Here is a 15,407-nt window from a genome sequence, read left to right on the forward strand (position 1 = left end):
TGCTACCGTACTTTTGTTATATAAATTCACAATATTATGACAACGAAAAAAGTAGAAATCGTAGTATCCCCAAAACCTGCACATTTTGTAGGCGACGGTTTTAGGGTTCATAATTTTATACCGGGGGTGCAGGGATTGGACATGAAAAGAATGGACCCTTTCATTATGCTTGATTACAATTCAAAATTCCATTTTAACGGTTCTGAAAGACCCAGAGGTGTAGGAGTCCATCCGCACAGAGGCTTTGAGACCGTGACCATAGCATACCAAGGTAAAGTAGAACATCATGACAGTGCCGGCGGAGGCGGAATCATAGGTGAAGGCGATGTACAGTGGATGACTGCAGCAAAAGGAGTTCTCCATAAAGAATATCACGAAACAGAATGGTCCAAAAAAGGCGGTATTTTTCAGATGGTGCAGCTATGGGTTAACCTTCCCGCCAAAGATAAAATGAGCACTCCAAAATACCAGGCTATAGAAAATTCAGCCATGGAACGTGTTGATCTGGGCGAAAATGGTTTTATCGAGCTCATTGCAGGAGAATATACCGGACATATAGGTCCGGCGAAAACTTTCACCCCTTTGAATATGATGAATGCCAAGTTAAAAGCCGGTGGAAAAGCTGAATTCAGTTTTCCTGCTCATTTCAATACAGCAGCATTGGTCATTGAAGGAAGCATTACTGTAAACGGAGAAGAAAAAGTAGCGGCAGACCACTTTGTTTTATTTAAAAATGAAGGCGAAACATTCAGCATTGAAGCTCAGGAAGACGCAGTAATACTAATCATCAGCGGAGAGCCTATTAATGAACCGATTTATCCTCACGGGCCTTTTGTGATGAATTCAAGGGAAGAAATCATGCAGGCTTTCGAAGATTTCAACACCGGAAAGTTCGGCTTTCTGGAAGACTAGAGAATTAAAATTATCTTAATCTTAGATTCTTCCTTTTTTACTAACTTTATATACTTGTGTTTGGTGAAATGTAAAGACGCACAGTTCAAACTATTTTGTGTCTTTACAATTCCGCCAACCGACTTACAATACAAAAATTTATGAAACCAGAATTTGAAAATATTCCTCTTGTAAAAGCGGGAAAAAGATTTGAAATAGAAATCAACGGACATTTTGCATTTATTGATTACCGTGAAATGGGCCACCAGATTGCTTTAGTACACACGGAGACAGACCCTGAACTTGCCGGAACCGGTGCAGCTACTGCTGTGGTAGAAAAAACATTAGCCTATATTGAAGAAAACGGAAAAAAACTTCTTCCGTTCTGTCCATATGTCTTTGCTTATATCAAAAAGCATCCGGAGTGGAAACGTATTGTTGATGAAAGATTTGAAGGTTACGACAAACTGTAAGCATACATCTAAATATCTATTCATTAACTTAAACAGAATTCAAAAAACATTTACTTTATTATGTCAAATATCGGACTTATCATAGAAGAAAAAGCAGCAGATATAGGAAATTTCCTGGTGGGAAGACTTCTTCCTTTTCGTGAAAAAAGAGCAGTTGGACCGTTTGTTTTCATCGACCATATGGGACCTTCAGAGCTGAAGGATTACCAGAATCTTGATGTTCCACCTCATCCACATATTGGGTTATCAACTTTAACTTACCTTTTGGAAGGATCTATTTTTCATAGAGACAGCATCGGAAGTGCCATTGAAATAAAGCCTGGAGCTGTGAACTGGATGACCGCCGGAAAAGGTGTTGTACATTCTGAAAGAACTCCTGAGTATCTTAGACATAGCGATAAAAGACTTCACGGATTCCAGATCTGGGTAGGTCTTCCAAAGCATCTGGAACAGTCAGAACCTACCTTCCATCATATTGAAGCAGATGAAATTCCGGTATGGGAAGAAGACGGAATTCAGTATAAACTGATTGCAGGTGAAGCATTTGGAAGAAAATCTGCAGTTCCTGTTCACAGTAAACTGTTTTTTATCGAGATCAAAACAAAAGAAGCGAAGAAAATAAGCATCGGAAAGGATCTTTATGGTGAAGCTGCCATGTATGTCCTGGACGGAACAGTTTCCACAGAAGGCAATTCTTACGGTTCCAAGCAATTGATGATCGCTAAAGACACCAAACTTTGTGAGTTTGAGATGAGTGAGAACGGCACAGTATATCTTTTTGGTGGTGAACCTTTTGATGAGGAGCGTTTTATATTCTGGAATTTTGTGAATTCGGATAAGGAAATGATCGATCAGGCAAAAGTCAACTGGAATGATCAGAACCATGACGCATTTCCTCTGGTTCCTGGTGATGAAACAGAATATGTTCCGCTTCCTAAGGCCATTTTAAACAGAAAATAACGGTTATTACAGATTAATAAACCATGAAAATATTAGCATTTGCCGGAAGTACATCTTCCACTTCGATCAACAGGGAACTGGTAAAATTTGTTCTGAGAGATTTCCAGGATGAAGAGATCAACCTGATAGATCTCAATGATTTCACGATGCCGGTTTTCTCTGTAGATCTTGAAAAGAAGGGATTTCCAGATGAAGCCCATAACTTTTTAAAAGTGATAGAAGAATGTGACGTCATCATCTGTTCGCTTGCGGAACACAACAGGTCCTACAGCTCGGCTTTTAAAAATGTTTTCGACTGGTCTTCAAGGATTAATGTCAAAGTATTTCAGAACAAACCGATGCTTCTCATGAGCACTTCTCCGGGAGGTTACGGAGGCGGCAATGTCATGAATACCGCAAAAACTTTTTTTCCGCAGTTTGCAGCAGATATTAAAGATACGTTCTCGCTTCCTAAGTTTTATGAAAATTTTGACCTGGAAAGCGGGGTTATCAATCCCGATATGCTTAAGGAACTTAAAACTAAGATAGAAAACTTTAAAAAAGAGGTTAAAAGCAATGACTAAGGGAAGACTGGAGGCTTTCAGTGATGGTGTTCTGGCCATTATCATTACCATCATGGTCCTTGAACTGAAAGTGCCGGAAGGAGGCAACTGGGCCAGCCTTAAGCCTCTTCTGCCCAGGTTTCTTGCTTATATTTTCAGTTTTATTTATGTTGGAATTTACTGGAACAATCACCATCATCTGTTTCAGGCTGTAAAAAAAGTGAATGGAAGCATTCTATGGGCCAATCTTCATCTGCTGTTCTGGCTTTCGCTGATGCCGATCGCTACGGAATGGATAGGAACCACTCATTTTGCAGAGAATCCGGTGGCAGCTTATGGGATCTGTCTCATCATGTCTGCGGTAGCCTATACGATTTTAGAGAACCTGATTGTCCGGCATGAAGGTGAAGATTCCAAGCTTAAAGAAGCCATACATTCAAAGTTTAAAGAATATATCTCGATCGTATTTTATGTCCTCGGAATCGCTGTTTCATTTTTTTATCCTTATATTGCCATAGGTTTTTATTATCTCGTGGCTCTCATATGGCTGATTCCGGACCGAAGAATCGAAAAATCACTAAAAGAAAATTAAATATGGAAACACACGAATATCCCAACGGCAGCATCACTGTCATCTGGCAGCCCCAGAAGTGTATCCACTCGGCTGTCTGCGTAAAAATGCTTCCCAAAGTCTATAATCCTAAAGACAGACCCTGGATAAAAGCTGAAAACGCAACCCCTGAAGAACTTAAAAACCAGATAGACCAATGCCCTTCAGGAGCATTAAGTTATAAATTCAATACAAAACAATAATGGCTGTAACCGTAAAAGCAAGTTTAGGAAAAACAAAATATTATACTGAAGTAACGGCCGGCGAAAACCAGATCATTACCGATGAACCCATAGATAAAGGCGGTCAGAATAAGGGTTTCAATCCACTGGAAATCCTGGCAACATCTCTGGCAAGCTGTACTGCTGCCACTTTAAGAATGTATATCGAAAGAAAAGAATGGGACGTGGAAAACATCAACGTAGAAGTAGAGCTTGAAAATTTTCCTTTAACGAAAAGAGCTGTATTCAAAAGAGACATCAGTTTTGAAGGTATTCTGGATGATGAACAGCTGAAAAGACTGCATACCATAGCCGATGCCTGCCCGGTACATAAAATTTTAACCAACGATATAGAAATACTAACAAAATTCTCATAATATGACCGAAGTAAAACAAAACAACGACGAAAAACACGGAAGTTTTGAGGCTTTCATAGATGGAAAACGCGCAGGCGTAATGACTTATACCTGGGCCGGAGAAGAAAGATTTATCATTGACCACACTGAGGTGGAAGAAGCCTACAACGGAAAAGGCGTAGGAAAGGAAATGCTTCTGGCAGCAGTAGATTTTGCAAGGAAAAACAACAAAAAGATTATTCCACTTTGCCCGTTTGCCAAAGCAAGTTTTCAGAAAAGTGAAGAACTGCAGGATGTTTTAGTCAACTGACACTAATTTTTGTCCTAAAGATACAGACCTTTCAGATGTTTTACTCTGAAAGGTTTTTTCTTTTTGACCAGAACAGAAAAAAACTATATTTGCTAAAATTTAAAATTTCAGCATGAATTCAGGAACTATCCTTTTGCTATTTGTTTTTATCTATTTCGTTGGTCTTTTGGTGATTTCCTATTTCACAAGCCGGAATTCTGATAATCAATCATTTTTTATTGGTAATAAGAAAAGTAAATGGTGGCTCGTTGCATTCGGGATGATAGGAACCAGCTTAAGTGGAGTTACCTTTATTTCAGTTCCGGGAACAGTCGGGAAAATGACAGGCAGTGAATATATTTTCGGAGGCTTTGAATATTATATGATGGTGATTGGCTTTTTCATAGGGTATTTTATAGTTGCAGCCATATTGCTTCCGCTATATTACAAGATGAATCTAACCTCCATTTATACGTATTTAGGAAGAAGATTTAATGTAGAAGCTCATAAAATAGGTTCGATATTTTTTATCATTTCCAGAGCTATTGGCGCTACAGCAAGATTATATCTGGTTGTCAACGTTTTACAGATATTCCTGCTTGAAGGCCTGGGCGTTCCATTTTGGGTAACGGCTCTTGTACTCTTGCTGATGGTTCTTTTATACACTTTTGAAGGCGGCGTAAAAACAATCGTAATTACTGATACTTTGCAAACTTCCTTTATGATTATCAGTTTGGTTGCCTGTATCGTTTATATTTTATCCAATCTAAATTTATCCTTTGGTGAAGCATACACCATTTTAGAACAGAAAAATTATACTCATTTTATCAATTTTGATCCCAATTCCAAAACATTTTTCCTTAAAACCATTTTAGGAGGGATTTTCATTACGATCGCTATGACGGGCCTGGATCAGGAAATGATGCAGAAAAATATTTCTGTAGACAATCTTCAGAATTCAAAAAAGAATATGCTGACATTCGCGGGAACTCTTCTTTTTGTCAATCTTGCTTTCCTGTTTTTGGGAGGCTTGCTTTATCTTTTTGCCTTGCAGAATGGTGCAGAATATGGATTGGCAAAATCTGAAACGGTAACCAACATTTTCGGATTCAAAGATGCGGCAGGAAATATAAAAAATATTATGGGAGACGACCTCTTCCCCGCTTTATCGCTTCAGGGACATTTCCCAATGGTGATTTCCGTTATTTTTATTATCGGGCTAATTTCAGCGTTATTCCCTTCGGCGGATGGTGCACTGACGGCAGTAACCAGTTCATATTGTGTAGATTTATTAAACCTTAATGAAGATAAAACTAAAACGGAAAAGGAAAAAAAACACCTTCGTATGAAAGTTCATTTAACTTTCACCGTAGTTTTCTTCATCCTGATTATGGTTTTCAAAGCCATGAATGATAAATCAATCGTTTATCTGATTATGGAAATTGCCGGCTATACTTACGGACCTCTTTTGGGACTTTTTGCTTTCGGAATTTTTACCAAATTCCAGATTTCAAGAAAGTATGCCATTCTTGCGGTTACAATTTTGGCACCTGTTATCACTTATTTAATTAATTTATCGGTAACCACTTATACGGATTACAGAATTGGTGTAGAACTGATTGTACTTAATGGCCTGCTTACTTTTATTGGTTTATGGCTGGTAAAAAACAAACAATATTTAAAAGTAGTCTGATCAGAAAAAAAGTTTTAAAGTCTTAGTCATCTTAAAAAAATAACACGTATGAAATCATCAATATTTCTAGCCATTGCCTTGCTTCTATGTGAGTTAATAAATGCACAAAGTGCTGTTGATTTTGCCAATCTTGCCAAATACAAAGATGACAATACAGCAATTTTAAATGCAAAGAAAAAAGTGGATGTGGTCTTTATGGGAAATTCCATTACTGAAGGCTGGGTAAAAAACCATTCAGCATTTTTTGCTGATAATAATTATATAGGCAGAGGAATCAGCGGCCAAACCTCTTCACAGATGCTCCTCCGTTTTCAAAATGACGTTGTATCCTTAAAGCCAAAGCTGGTGGTAATTAATGCCGGTACCAATGATATTGCCCAAAACACAGGAGCTTATGATCAGGACTTCACCTTTAACAATATTAAAGCAATGGCTGATATGGCCCGAAGCAACGGAATTAAAGTAATCATTGCATCTGTGCTACCTGCAGCTGCATTTCCCTGGCGTAAAGATATCACTGATGTATCCCAGAAAGTGGATGCCTTAAACAGCAGGTTAAAGCAGTACTCGCTTAACAACAAACTCGTTTTTGTTGATTATAATACGGCAATGCGTAATGAGAAGGGCGGTATGCGTGAAGGTCTTTCAAAAGACGGTATCCATCCTGAATCTGCAGGTTACAGCATTATGGAACCGTTGATTAAAAGTGCTGTCAATAAAGCATTGGGGAAAAAATAAAAATTACATTTTTACTCCTTATTTTAGCAGTAAGCATGTTTCAATTTATTAAAAAGTTTGTTTTTATTTTTAATCTATTAAGAAATAGAGACTTGAGAACACCCTAATGCAGGAACGGAACTTTCTTAAATTTTCCAACTACATCTACTACAAGAAGACTGTTAAAATCAGTATTTCTTCGAAATAATTCTAAATCCGGATCATCAATCCGGATTTTTGCATTTCCGTAAGCCGTTAAAAAATTGTAAATTCGCGTGCAAATAAATCAGATATAATGAGTAAAAGTATCGAAGAGTTAAAATCTCTTACTACGCAGATCAGAAGAGACATTTTAAGAATGGTTCATGCTGTAAATTCAGGACATCCGGGCGGAAGTTTAGGATGTACGGAATACTTTACAGCGCTTTATGGGAATGTAATGAACTATAATCTTCCTTTCACGATGGAGGGGAAAAATGAGGATCATTTTTATCTTTCAAACGGGCATATTTCGCCGGTTTACTATTCTACTTTAGCGAGATTTAATTTCTTTCCGGTAGATGAATTGAGAACTTTCAGAAAGCTGGATTCAAGACTTCAGGGGCATCCTACTACCCATGAGGGTCTTCCGGGGATCAGAATTGCTTCGGGATCTCTTGGCCAGGGACTTTCTGTGGCACTTGGTGTAGCAGAAGGGAAAAAACTGGACGGAGATAAGTCTCTTGTATATACGCTTCACGGAGACGGCGAACTTCAGGAAGGTCAGGTTTGGGAAGCTTTGATGTATGCTGCTGCCAAGAAAGTGGACAACATCATCTCAACTATTGACTACAACGGACGCCAGATCGACGGAGATACGGATGATGTATTAAGCTTAGGAAATTTGCACGCTAAGCTTGAGGCATTTGGATGGACTGTTTTGGAAGAGAAAAACGGTAACGATCTTGAAGCTGTTATTGCGATCCTGGAGAAAGCTAAAACTGAAACAGGAAAAGAAAAGCCTGTAGTAATCATTCTTCATACAGAGATGGGTGCTGGTGTGGATTTCATGATGGGGTCTCACGCATGGCACGGAAAAGCTCCGAATGATGAGCAGCTTAACACTGCATTCAAACAATTATATCTAGAAGCTCCTGCTGATTATTAATAATAAATGATGAATAATCAATGATAAATGATGGTTTAAATCTTTAAGGAAAACATTGTTTATCACTATCAAAAACTTTAGTAAAAATGAAATATACATATACAGAAAAAAAGGATACGCGTTCAGGATTCGGAGCCGGATTAGCAGAACTTGCCGACAAAAATCCTAATGTAGTGGCACTTTGTGCAGACCTTATCGGTTCTTTGAAAATGGAAAAGTTTATTGAAAAAGCACCGGAAAGATTCTTTCAGATAGGTATTGCAGAGGCTAATATGATGGGAATTGCTGCTGGTTTGAGCATTACAGGAAAAATTCCTTTTACAGGAACTTTCGCGAACTTCTCTACTTCAAGAGTGTATGATCAGATCCGTCAGTCCATCGCTTATTCAGGAAAAAATGTAAAAATCTGTGCATCGCACGCTGGTCTTACTTTAGGGGAAGACGGTGCTACTCACCAGGTTTTGGAAGATATAGGTATGATGAAAATGCTTCCGGGCATGACGGTAATCAACCCATGTGATTACAACCAGACCAAGGCCGCTACCATCGCTATTGCAGAGCACGATGGTCCTGTATATTTACGATTCGGAAGACCTACCGTACCTGTATTCATCCCTGAAGATATGCCTTTTGAAATCGGAAAAGGAATTCTTCTTCAGGAAGGTACTGATGTAACGATTGTTGCAACCGGACATCTTGTTTGGGAATCTCTTGTAGCAGCTGATGAGCTTGAAAAAGAAGGTATTTCTTGTGAAGTAATCAACATTCACACTATTAAACCGCTGGATGAAGAAATCATCATTAAATCTGTTGAAAAAACAGGTAAGATCGTTACAGCTGAGGAGCACAACTATCTTGGCGGTTTAGGAGAATCTGTTGCGGGGATGCTTGCCAGAAAGAGACCTACAAGACAGGAATTTGTTGCGGTAAATGATACTTTCGGAGAATCTGCTACTCCTGCAGAATTGATGAAGAAATACAAGATCGATGCAGCTGCTGTGAAAGAGGCTGTGAAGAGAATTTTAGCGAACTAAGATAAGCTATATCATATAAATAAACCCGGGCTGTTTCTTCGAAACAGCCCGGGTTGTTTTTTAACCATCCCGTCAAATCTTTGATTTGTCACCCCTTCCAGAGGAGGAGAAAATGGCTACAGTATTCATTTTAGATCATATTATTGTGCCCTATTTATAGGAATATCAAGTACATCAAGCACAGGATATAATATATTTTCCAGAAATTCCTCTTCTTTTACCCTGGATGCCTTAGAACCTGAAAAATAATTGCTGATTCTGTAGTTTTTAACAAACTGATTCCTTTTTTTTCCGATAACATAAGAGTAGGCACCACTTTCATCATTAATAAAATAAATCATTTCATCAAAGCTCATGATTTTTTTAGTGAGAAAGAGCCTTCTATAAATGCTCTTCTCCCGTTTATCGAAAATATATTTTACCGGAACTTTAAAAAGAAGATCCCATAAGAAATAAACCATATAGACTCCCCATATAACAGAAGCAATGGTAAAGGTGTTTTCAGATAGTATATTTCTGAAATAATACATCACCGGAATTGCAAGAATTCCAACGCCTAACCACCATCTTAAAGTACGCAGGAAGCTGTAATTAGGCATAAAACTTATTTCACTGCCATTATCTTCAAATTTATATCGGTCTTTGGTATTCATCGCAAGTTTTCATTTAAACCCATAATGTCTTCGGTTTCGTTCACCATTTTTTGTATTGCTTTATGGGTAAGGGCCTGCCCTATCATAAATTTCTGTTCTTTTCCATTAACCTCAAAATGAATATTTAGAAATACATTCATAGGAATGAACCCAAGATATTTCGTCGTCAAAACTTCAAAATTTATAAAATCCTGGAAAGCATAGGTCTTTGTAGAAACAAAAACACTGGGTTTACAGGTAATGGTCTGCTGTTGCGGATCGATCACAAACTTTTTTACAAAAAAATTAGCAACGATCAGTCCTACAACCACAATTAAGAATAGGCCCAATAGAGGGAAATTATATTTATAAGCAAACCCTGCAGCAATAAATATAAGAATAGCCAATACCGCACTAAATATGGGCTGGTTTTTGAAGATAAAAAGGTTTCCTTCTTTTTTGTAGAATTGATAAGTGTTCATAATAAATAGTAATGTATTTTAATGTTTAATTATTTTTTATAACGTTCTGCAATCTCATCGTTATTAATAGTTTTAAAAGTATTCAGGTCTGTTCTGAAGTAGCTGTCATGAATTGAAAAATAGGCATCAACTGTAGCTTTTGATTGTTCATCAGCTTTTTTCCAGCATTCAAAGAACCAGTTTTCAAACAATCTGTATTTTTCATCATTATATTCATCCCAGAAATCATCGAAGTCATCTTCTTCCTCATATTTCTCCTGAAAATCCGAAGCTTGTGTCCATATTTTTTCCGGAAGAAAAGAATTCCATTCTTCACTTTCACAGGCCTGCTTTTTCTTTTGGCAGGACAAAGCCATCGTGTGGGTAATAATATCTCCTTTTTGATCTTCAGCCCAGAATACAATATCTAAATAATCGTATTCATATTCAAAATATAGGGCTTTGATATCTGTTTTAGTCTTTCCACTGAGAAAATCTACATTTTCTCCTTTAAGCATTTGTACAAGATCTTTAATGAGTCCGTTCCTAATTTCCTCAAGATGATTTTTTAACTCCATATTGAGTTGTTTGAGGTTTTCATACATTGATTTTGTCATTTAAGTTTTGATGCTGTTGTTAGTATGCAAAAATAGATGAAAAAATAAATCTTCCAGTCATGATTTAATGTATTTTATAAACCATTTTTTTGTATGTACAATACGTCATTAACATGTACAGCAGTGATATCAGATTATTTATTTAATGATTCAATTTTATAATGTTCAAACTCAAATTTCACAGTCTGTAATGGATAAAATTACCCGACCCGGTGTTTTTTAAGATTTATTTAAACATGTACAATATGTCTATAAATTCACAAAAAAATTACACATTACTCACATTAAAGGGATATAATTATTTATAGTTTTGAAATAATCAACGTTGATTGAAATTCGATATTTCGCCTGTAAGTGTACAGTATGGGATGGAGTAAAGAATGACAAACCCCATGTCAGGGCTTATATGGCAACACAGATTTTAACAAAAAAATTATTCAATTATGAAAAAATTAAATGGTATGAAGAACTTTTCTTCATTGGAAAACAAAAAACTGAAAAATTTACAGTCGATTCATGGAGGAGATGATTCAGCACGAACTTCTTCGGCTACTACATGTGGTCCTAATTGCTCTGACACAGCCTATTATAAGGATGGTGTCAAAACAATGACTTTAACTGTTGAGGGAGCCAATCCTACTACAGCTTATTAATTAGGTTTAGTACAAACAGGACTGTTATGGTCCTGTTTGTTTATCTGTCCGAACGGTTTTAAATATTGTGTGAAAATCCTACATATGAAACATACTCAAAACATCCGATACCTAGGTCTAAGCTCTTTAATTATCTTCTTTCTTTTTTACTGCTGTAAAAGCAGGGATTATATCACTTACTACAACAAAGTAAACGAAATCGACAGCATTTACAGAATGGCCAAACAGCCTGAAAAAGCTATAAAAAAATACAAAAAACTGTTCAGGAAATACCGCCCCCTCAACCAGGAGCGTATAGAGGAATATGAAACCTACATCAGGGTTTCAGATAAGTATGGCAAAAATTTCGGAGGCCAAAAAAGCCTTTATCGCCTGATTCCTTTAATTGCTCCTTACTGGAGATATAAAAAGGAAGATAAGGAATTCATAAAGCTTTATAAAAAATATGGAATTGACAGCCTGAACATAGAACAGGAAGTTGCGCAATGGGAAAGTAAGCATGACAAGATGCTGATTGATTCTTTTGTTGTTGCAATTGCTCGTGATCAGTATGGAGAACGCCTTAATAATTCCGATCGTACTGAAAATGACCTGAAAAATGCTGAACTACTGAAATGGACTTTTGAGAACCATGGCTTTCCTTCCAAACAAAAAATTGGTTTATACTACAAGGATACTTTTATGCCGATGGATGTAATAATTCTTCACATGGCAGATTATGATGAATACCATCCGTACTTCAAAGCAAAAATCCTGGAATATGTAAAGTCCGGTGAGTGCCCTCCACGGGATTACGCTGCTATGGTAGACCGAAATAACCTGCATCATAAAGCGCCTTATACCTATGGTGTTTATCAGTGGGCACAGAATATAACCGATTCAGCGAAAGTAAACCGGAACCGAAAAAGTATTGGCCTTCCAAGCCTGAAATACCGGAACAAAATAGCAAAAGACTTTTCTGATAGCCTGAAAACCAAATGATACTGATATTTTCTGATAATAACGACAGAACAACGATAGAAGTTATACGTTGGCTGGTAGCACTTAACAAAGACTTTATTCTTGTGAATGATGATGAGTTTTTTGACATTAAAGCTGATAAAAAGCAGTTCTTTCTGCAAAGCCAAAAAAACAGCTTTTTTCTTGATGATATACAAAGCGTATGGTACAGGAGAGGAGGACTTTTCTTCAAACGGTATCAGTACAGCAATAATTCTATTAATATCTATATGAATGAAACCCAGCACTGGCTGGAAGATTATATACTTAAGACTTTAGAATCCAAAAAGCATATTAATAAACAAAGCAATAGCCATGTCAATAAACTCCTGGTGCTAGAGTATGCGCAGAATATAGGACTAAATGTTCCTGAGTATTTTTTAGCTGAAAATACCGATGAAGTAATTCTCGCAAAAACCATTACAAAAGCAATTACTGGAAATGCATCTCTGGATAATATTTTAGAAAATAAAGATGGAATGCTGTATACCAGTATCATTGATAAAAAAGAGAAAGACTCATTCTTCATTTCTTTTTTTCAGGAAAAAATAGAAAAAGATTTTGAGATCAGAACTTTTTATTTGAACGGTGAATGCTATTCAATGGCTATTTTTTCTCAGAATGATGACCAGACAAAAACAGACTTCAGAAAATACAATAACGAAAAACCGAATAGAAATATCAGATATTCTCTCCCAAAAGATGTAGAAGACAAGGTTCAAAAGCTAATGCAGGTGCTGGATCTCAATTGCGGTTCTTTGGATTTTATTAAAAGCGGAGATCTCTATTACTTCCTGGAGGTAAATCCTGTAGGACAGTTTGCGAATGTAGCCTATCACTGTAATTATCCCCTATTTAAAAAAATTGCCGATTATTTATGAAAGAAAATTTTGGTGAAAAGCATAAACTGCCTTTATCATTTAAACAGATGGAATATTGTGAACACATAAGTAAAAAGAACAATAAAAACATTATATACGTCCTGAAAAGTGAAAAATATCAAAGTAATTTTTATGTAAGAGAGAAACCCGTAAAACCATTAACCCGATTATTATGAGATATTTCAATCTATTTTCAAATATACTAGTTACGAAAGGCGCGGGCAGAATTTTAATATCAGATCTTCAAAGGAATGTATCGGAACTCTATCCATTGGAATTGTATGATATTATAGAGGAACTAAAAAAACATTGTATAGAAAATATCATCGATGGTTACGACGAAGAATCCCAAGTTATGATTAACGAATATTTAAATATTTTGTTACAAAATGAGTATGGGTTTATTACAGAGGATAATTGGGACAAAAACTTTCCGGCTCTTTCCTACGATTATGATGAGCCCAGTATTCTTACAGAAATTTTCATAGAGTTTTCAGAAATTGCTGCTTTGAAAAAAATAAAACAATCAGTGGAACATCTCAGGATAAAGCATTTGGTTCTTTACAGCACAGAAAAATTCACAGCTGAGGATTTTATAGAAATTGATCAGATCTTTGCTACTTCCGTTTTATCTGGCATAGAAATCTTTTCTCCATTCCATGAAGGTGTAAATAAGCTTTTTGTAGGTACTCTTCATAAGAATACGGAGAGAATATATAATATCATTTTTTACAGTTGCGGAAAAAAGCCTTTCAAAATAAAAGATGAATTCAGATTTAACTTATACTTTACTGAAGAAGAGGTGAAAATTTCCTCCTGCGGAAAAGTAGATCTAAAATATTTCAACACTAATATTTCAAAAGTAACAGAAGCCGTAAATCATAATTCCTGTCTCCACAAAAAAATAGGAATAGATATAAACGGCAACATCAAAAACTGCCCTTTAATGGCTGAAAGCTTTGGAAACATCAACGACATCAGTCTTGAGGATGCAGTGATAAAGCCAGGATTCAGAAAATATTGGAATCTCACCAAAGATAAGATAGAAATCTGTAAAGACTGTGAGTTCAGGTACATTTGTACAGACTGCAGAGCCTATACGGAGCGAAATCATACAAATAGTGAAGGATTAGACACTTCTAAGCCTCTGAAATGCGGTTATGACCCTTATACAGGAAAGTGGGAAACATGGAGCAAAAATCCTTTAAAACAAGAGGCAATACGCTTTTATGAGCAGCAAATAAATCTAAATGCAGGCCTCTAGCGGAAAAACTTCCATTTCGGAATAATTGCCAGCATCCCGAAGCCCGTAAACAGGAAAAGATTGGTTACATCCGTATACAAGAATGTGGACAGGTAATAATTATGCATAAAAAAATGCAGTACCAGTAATGCAGGAAACATAAAAATCCCAATTTTTCTATAGAAGAACATCAGGATAAGCCCGAGCATCATCAGAGCATCAATAGAGAAAATAACAAAAAAATACCATCTCGGAATCTGAAGATATTCATGCTGAAGATATTCATCGATATCAATTCCCAACCCCATAATAGTAAACAGCATTAATGCTGCAAATGCTGAAATAAAGCCCCATCCTTTCTTTGGATCCTCGTCAAAGTAACTGTATTCTTCCATAGCTACAAAAATAAAGAACTTATGAATATATTCATAAGTTCTTTAATATAATCTTCGTTTAAAATTTGAATTATATAGAAATAGCGTTGATCAATCTGTTTTTGTCGCTCAAGTACTCTTCCATAGAGATCATACTTTCGGTTCTCATCACATCTTGAATGTCGTCTATCTGATAGATAATTCTTTTCGCATCTTCCGTATTCTTAGCTCTTACTTTACAGAAAATGTTATATTTTCCGGAAATAACGCTCGCTTCGATTACATTTGGAAGTACTGAAAGCTCTTTCAATACCTCTTGAGTGCGGTTTGATTTTGTCAAAAGGATTCCAATGAAAGCTGTAAAGTGATAATCCAGCTTGCCATAATCGATATTAAGAGATGATCCCAAAATAATACCTGCATCCTCCATTTTTTTCACTCTTACGTGAATTGTTCCAGCAGAAACATCCATCTGTTTTGCAATTTCAGTAAAAGGCATTCTTGTGTTTTCGACTAAGAAATCAAGAATTTTCTTGTCTATTTCGTCCAGTTGATAGTTCATATTAGTTAAATTACAATTTTCTTAAAAAATCTATGTATTTGTTGCAAATTTA

General features: G+C 36.4%; 21 protein-coding genes. 16 read left to right on the forward strand and 5 right to left on the reverse strand.

The window, feature by feature from the left end:
* Nucleotides 1-36: 36 nt before the first annotated feature.
* The 12 genes from ACTJIV_RS11300 to ACTJIV_RS11355 all read left to right on the forward strand — a co-directional run bounded on the left by ACTJIV_RS11300 (nt 37) and on the right by ACTJIV_RS11355 (nt 8,933).
* Nucleotides 37-912, forward strand: a complete 876-nt coding sequence (locus ACTJIV_RS11300; RefSeq protein ID WP_440627508.1) for a pirin family protein — start codon at nt 37-39, stop codon at nt 910-912.
* A 140-nt stretch (nt 913-1,052) separates the two neighbouring features.
* Nucleotides 1,053-1,364: a GNAT family N-acetyltransferase gene (locus ACTJIV_RS11305; protein WP_440627510.1), complete on the forward strand. Its 312-nt coding sequence runs from the start codon at nt 1,053-1,055 to the stop codon at nt 1,362-1,364.
* Nucleotides 1,365-1,424: 60 nt separating this feature from the next.
* The gene (locus ACTJIV_RS11310) at nt 1,425-2,324 is read left to right on the forward strand and encodes a pirin family protein (protein WP_223558454.1); all 900 of its coding nucleotides are present in this window, start codon (nt 1,425-1,427) and stop codon (nt 2,322-2,324) included.
* 23 nt (nt 2,325-2,347) lie between these two features.
* Nucleotides 2,348-2,887, forward strand: coding sequence for an NADPH-dependent FMN reductase (locus tag ACTJIV_RS11315; RefSeq protein WP_223558453.1), 540 nt, complete (start codon nt 2,348-2,350; stop codon nt 2,885-2,887).
* A complete protein-coding gene (locus ACTJIV_RS11320) occupies nt 2,880-3,458 on the forward strand; it encodes a TMEM175 family protein (protein ID WP_336379707.1) in 579 nt (192 codons plus the stop codon). Before ACTJIV_RS11315 ends, ACTJIV_RS11320 begins: the two co-directional genes overlap by 8 nt.
* Before the next feature lie 2 nt (nt 3,459-3,460).
* A complete protein-coding gene (locus tag ACTJIV_RS11325; protein WP_111959319.1) occupies nt 3,461-3,679 on the forward strand; it encodes a (4Fe-4S)-binding protein in 219 nt (72 codons plus the stop codon).
* Nucleotides 3,679-4,074, forward strand: a complete 396-nt coding sequence (locus tag ACTJIV_RS11330) for an OsmC family protein (RefSeq protein ID WP_111959270.1) — start codon at nt 3,679-3,681, stop codon at nt 4,072-4,074. The genes ACTJIV_RS11325 and ACTJIV_RS11330 overlap by 1 nt, the downstream gene beginning before the upstream one ends.
* 1 nt (nt 4,075) lies before the next feature.
* Complete coding sequence (locus tag ACTJIV_RS11335) at nt 4,076-4,363, forward strand: GNAT family N-acetyltransferase (protein ID WP_111959268.1); 288 nt, start codon at nt 4,076-4,078, stop codon at nt 4,361-4,363.
* Between the two features lie 112 nt (nt 4,364-4,475).
* Nucleotides 4,476-6,035, forward strand: a complete 1,560-nt coding sequence (locus ACTJIV_RS11340; protein WP_223558450.1) for a sodium:solute symporter — start codon at nt 4,476-4,478, stop codon at nt 6,033-6,035.
* A gap of 48 nt (nt 6,036-6,083) precedes the next feature.
* The gene (locus ACTJIV_RS11345) at nt 6,084-6,773 is read left to right on the forward strand and encodes an SGNH/GDSL hydrolase family protein (RefSeq protein WP_440627514.1); all 690 of its coding nucleotides are present in this window, start codon (nt 6,084-6,086) and stop codon (nt 6,771-6,773) included.
* Nucleotides 6,774-7,044: 271 nt separating this feature from the next.
* On the forward strand, nt 7,045-7,899 hold the full coding sequence (locus ACTJIV_RS11350) for a transketolase (RefSeq protein WP_262510838.1): 855 nt from the start codon (nt 7,045-7,047) through the stop codon (nt 7,897-7,899).
* A gap of 86 nt (nt 7,900-7,985) precedes the next feature.
* The gene (locus tag ACTJIV_RS11355) at nt 7,986-8,933 is read left to right on the forward strand and encodes a transketolase family protein (protein ID WP_111959260.1); all 948 of its coding nucleotides are present in this window, start codon (nt 7,986-7,988) and stop codon (nt 8,931-8,933) included.
* A gap of 140 nt (nt 8,934-9,073) precedes the next feature.
* On the opposite strand, the gene ACTJIV_RS11360 is transcribed toward ACTJIV_RS11355, so the two are convergent.
* The 3 genes from ACTJIV_RS11360 to ACTJIV_RS11370 are packed head-to-tail and all read right to left on the reverse strand — an operon-like array spanning nt 9,074 to nt 10,604.
* Nucleotides 9,074-9,586: a hypothetical protein gene (locus ACTJIV_RS11360; protein ID WP_440627516.1), complete on the reverse strand. Its 513-nt coding sequence runs from the start codon at nt 9,584-9,586 to the stop codon at nt 9,074-9,076.
* Nucleotides 9,583-10,047 (reverse strand): hypothetical protein, encoded by a 465-nt coding sequence (locus ACTJIV_RS11365; protein WP_440627518.1) that lies wholly within the window; start codon nt 10,045-10,047, stop codon nt 9,583-9,585. The genes ACTJIV_RS11360 and ACTJIV_RS11365 overlap by 4 nt, the downstream gene beginning before the upstream one ends.
* A gap of 29 nt (nt 10,048-10,076) precedes the next feature.
* A complete protein-coding gene (locus ACTJIV_RS11370) occupies nt 10,077-10,604 on the reverse strand; it encodes a hypothetical protein (protein WP_440627520.1) in 528 nt (175 codons plus the stop codon).
* Between the two features lie 482 nt (nt 10,605-11,086).
* On the opposite strand from ACTJIV_RS11370, the gene ACTJIV_RS11375 reads away from it, so the two are divergent.
* From ACTJIV_RS11375 to gwsS, 4 genes are all read left to right on the forward strand, one after another.
* Nucleotides 11,087-11,296, forward strand: a complete 210-nt coding sequence (locus tag ACTJIV_RS11375) for a TIGR04139 family peptide modification target (RefSeq protein WP_440627522.1) — start codon at nt 11,087-11,089, stop codon at nt 11,294-11,296.
* Nucleotides 11,297-11,380: 84 nt separating this feature from the next.
* Nucleotides 11,381-12,277, forward strand: a complete 897-nt coding sequence (locus tag ACTJIV_RS11380) for a hypothetical protein (protein WP_440627524.1) — start codon at nt 11,381-11,383, stop codon at nt 12,275-12,277.
* Entirely contained in the window at nt 12,274-13,176 is a 903-nt protein-coding gene (gene gwsG, locus ACTJIV_RS11385) for a grasp-with-spasm system ATP-grasp peptide maturase (RefSeq protein WP_440627526.1), read from the forward strand. The genes ACTJIV_RS11380 and gwsG overlap by 4 nt, the downstream gene beginning before the upstream one ends.
* 172 nt (nt 13,177-13,348) lie before the next feature.
* The gene (gwsS, locus tag ACTJIV_RS11390; RefSeq protein ID WP_440627527.1) at nt 13,349-14,440 is read left to right on the forward strand and encodes a grasp-with-spasm system SPASM domain peptide maturase; all 1,092 of its coding nucleotides are present in this window, start codon (nt 13,349-13,351) and stop codon (nt 14,438-14,440) included.
* Here the strand turns inward: gwsS and ACTJIV_RS11395 are convergent.
* Together ACTJIV_RS11395 and ACTJIV_RS11400 are read right to left on the reverse strand one after the other, a co-directional pair.
* Complete coding sequence (locus ACTJIV_RS11395; RefSeq protein ID WP_111959246.1) at nt 14,437-14,814, reverse strand: hypothetical protein; 378 nt, start codon at nt 14,812-14,814, stop codon at nt 14,437-14,439. The two genes, gwsS and ACTJIV_RS11395, sit on opposite strands and share 4 nt — an antisense overlap.
* Before the next feature lie 70 nt (nt 14,815-14,884).
* On the reverse strand, nt 14,885-15,355 hold the full coding sequence (locus tag ACTJIV_RS11400) for an Lrp/AsnC family transcriptional regulator (RefSeq protein WP_034703315.1): 471 nt from the start codon (nt 15,353-15,355) through the stop codon (nt 14,885-14,887).
* Nucleotides 15,356-15,407: the final 52 nt, after the last annotated feature.

This window comes from Chryseobacterium sp. 22532 (assembly GCF_052044665.1).
GTDB lineage: Bacteria > Bacteroidota > Bacteroidia > Flavobacteriales > Weeksellaceae > Chryseobacterium > Chryseobacterium lathyri.

Excerpts from the sequence above, each read along its gene's own strand:
- ACTJIV_RS11310 (WP_223558454.1), top strand. The coding sequence starts at position 1,425 with ATGTCAAATATCGGACTTATCATAGAAGAAAAAGCAGCAGATATAGGA.
- ACTJIV_RS11345 (WP_440627514.1), top strand. The coding sequence starts at position 6,084 with ATGAAATCATCAATATTTCTAGCCATTGCCTTGCTTCTATGTGAGTTA.
- ACTJIV_RS11375 (WP_440627522.1), top strand. The coding sequence starts at position 11,087 with ATGAAAAAATTAAATGGTATGAAGAACTTTTCTTCATTGGAAAACAAA.
- ACTJIV_RS11325 (WP_111959319.1), top strand. The coding sequence starts at position 3,461 with ATGGAAACACACGAATATCCCAACGGCAGCATCACTGTCATCTGGCAG.
- ACTJIV_RS11315 (WP_223558453.1), top strand. The coding sequence starts at position 2,348 with ATGAAAATATTAGCATTTGCCGGAAGTACATCTTCCACTTCGATCAAC.
- ACTJIV_RS11365 (WP_440627518.1), bottom strand. The coding sequence starts at position 10,047 with ATGAACACTTATCAATTCTACAAAAAAGAAGGAAACCTTTTTATCTTC.
- ACTJIV_RS11340 (WP_223558450.1), top strand. The coding sequence starts at position 4,476 with ATGAATTCAGGAACTATCCTTTTGCTATTTGTTTTTATCTATTTCGTT.
- ACTJIV_RS11400 (WP_034703315.1), bottom strand. The coding sequence starts at position 15,355 with ATGAACTATCAACTGGACGAAATAGACAAGAAAATTCTTGATTTCTTA.
- ACTJIV_RS11360 (WP_440627516.1), bottom strand. The coding sequence starts at position 9,586 with ATGAATACCAAAGACCGATATAAATTTGAAGATAATGGCAGTGAAATA.
- ACTJIV_RS11320 (WP_336379707.1), top strand. The coding sequence starts at position 2,880 with ATGACTAAGGGAAGACTGGAGGCTTTCAGTGATGGTGTTCTGGCCATT.
- gwsG (WP_440627526.1), top strand. The coding sequence starts at position 12,274 with ATGATACTGATATTTTCTGATAATAACGACAGAACAACGATAGAAGTT.
- gwsS (WP_440627527.1), top strand. The coding sequence starts at position 13,349 with ATGAGATATTTCAATCTATTTTCAAATATACTAGTTACGAAAGGCGCG.
- ACTJIV_RS11300 (WP_440627508.1), top strand. The coding sequence starts at position 37 with ATGACAACGAAAAAAGTAGAAATCGTAGTATCCCCAAAACCTGCACAT.
- ACTJIV_RS11370 (WP_440627520.1), bottom strand. The coding sequence starts at position 10,604 with ATGGAGTTAAAAAATCATCTTGAGGAAATTAGGAACGGACTCATTAAA.
- ACTJIV_RS11330 (WP_111959270.1), top strand. The coding sequence starts at position 3,679 with ATGGCTGTAACCGTAAAAGCAAGTTTAGGAAAAACAAAATATTATACT.
- ACTJIV_RS11395 (WP_111959246.1), bottom strand. The coding sequence starts at position 14,814 with ATGGAAGAATACAGTTACTTTGACGAGGATCCAAAGAAAGGATGGGGC.
- ACTJIV_RS11305 (WP_440627510.1), top strand. The coding sequence starts at position 1,053 with ATGAAACCAGAATTTGAAAATATTCCTCTTGTAAAAGCGGGAAAAAGA.
- ACTJIV_RS11380 (WP_440627524.1), top strand. The coding sequence starts at position 11,381 with ATGAAACATACTCAAAACATCCGATACCTAGGTCTAAGCTCTTTAATT.
- ACTJIV_RS11355 (WP_111959260.1), top strand. The coding sequence starts at position 7,986 with ATGAAATATACATATACAGAAAAAAAGGATACGCGTTCAGGATTCGGA.
- ACTJIV_RS11335 (WP_111959268.1), top strand. The coding sequence starts at position 4,076 with ATGACCGAAGTAAAACAAAACAACGACGAAAAACACGGAAGTTTTGAG.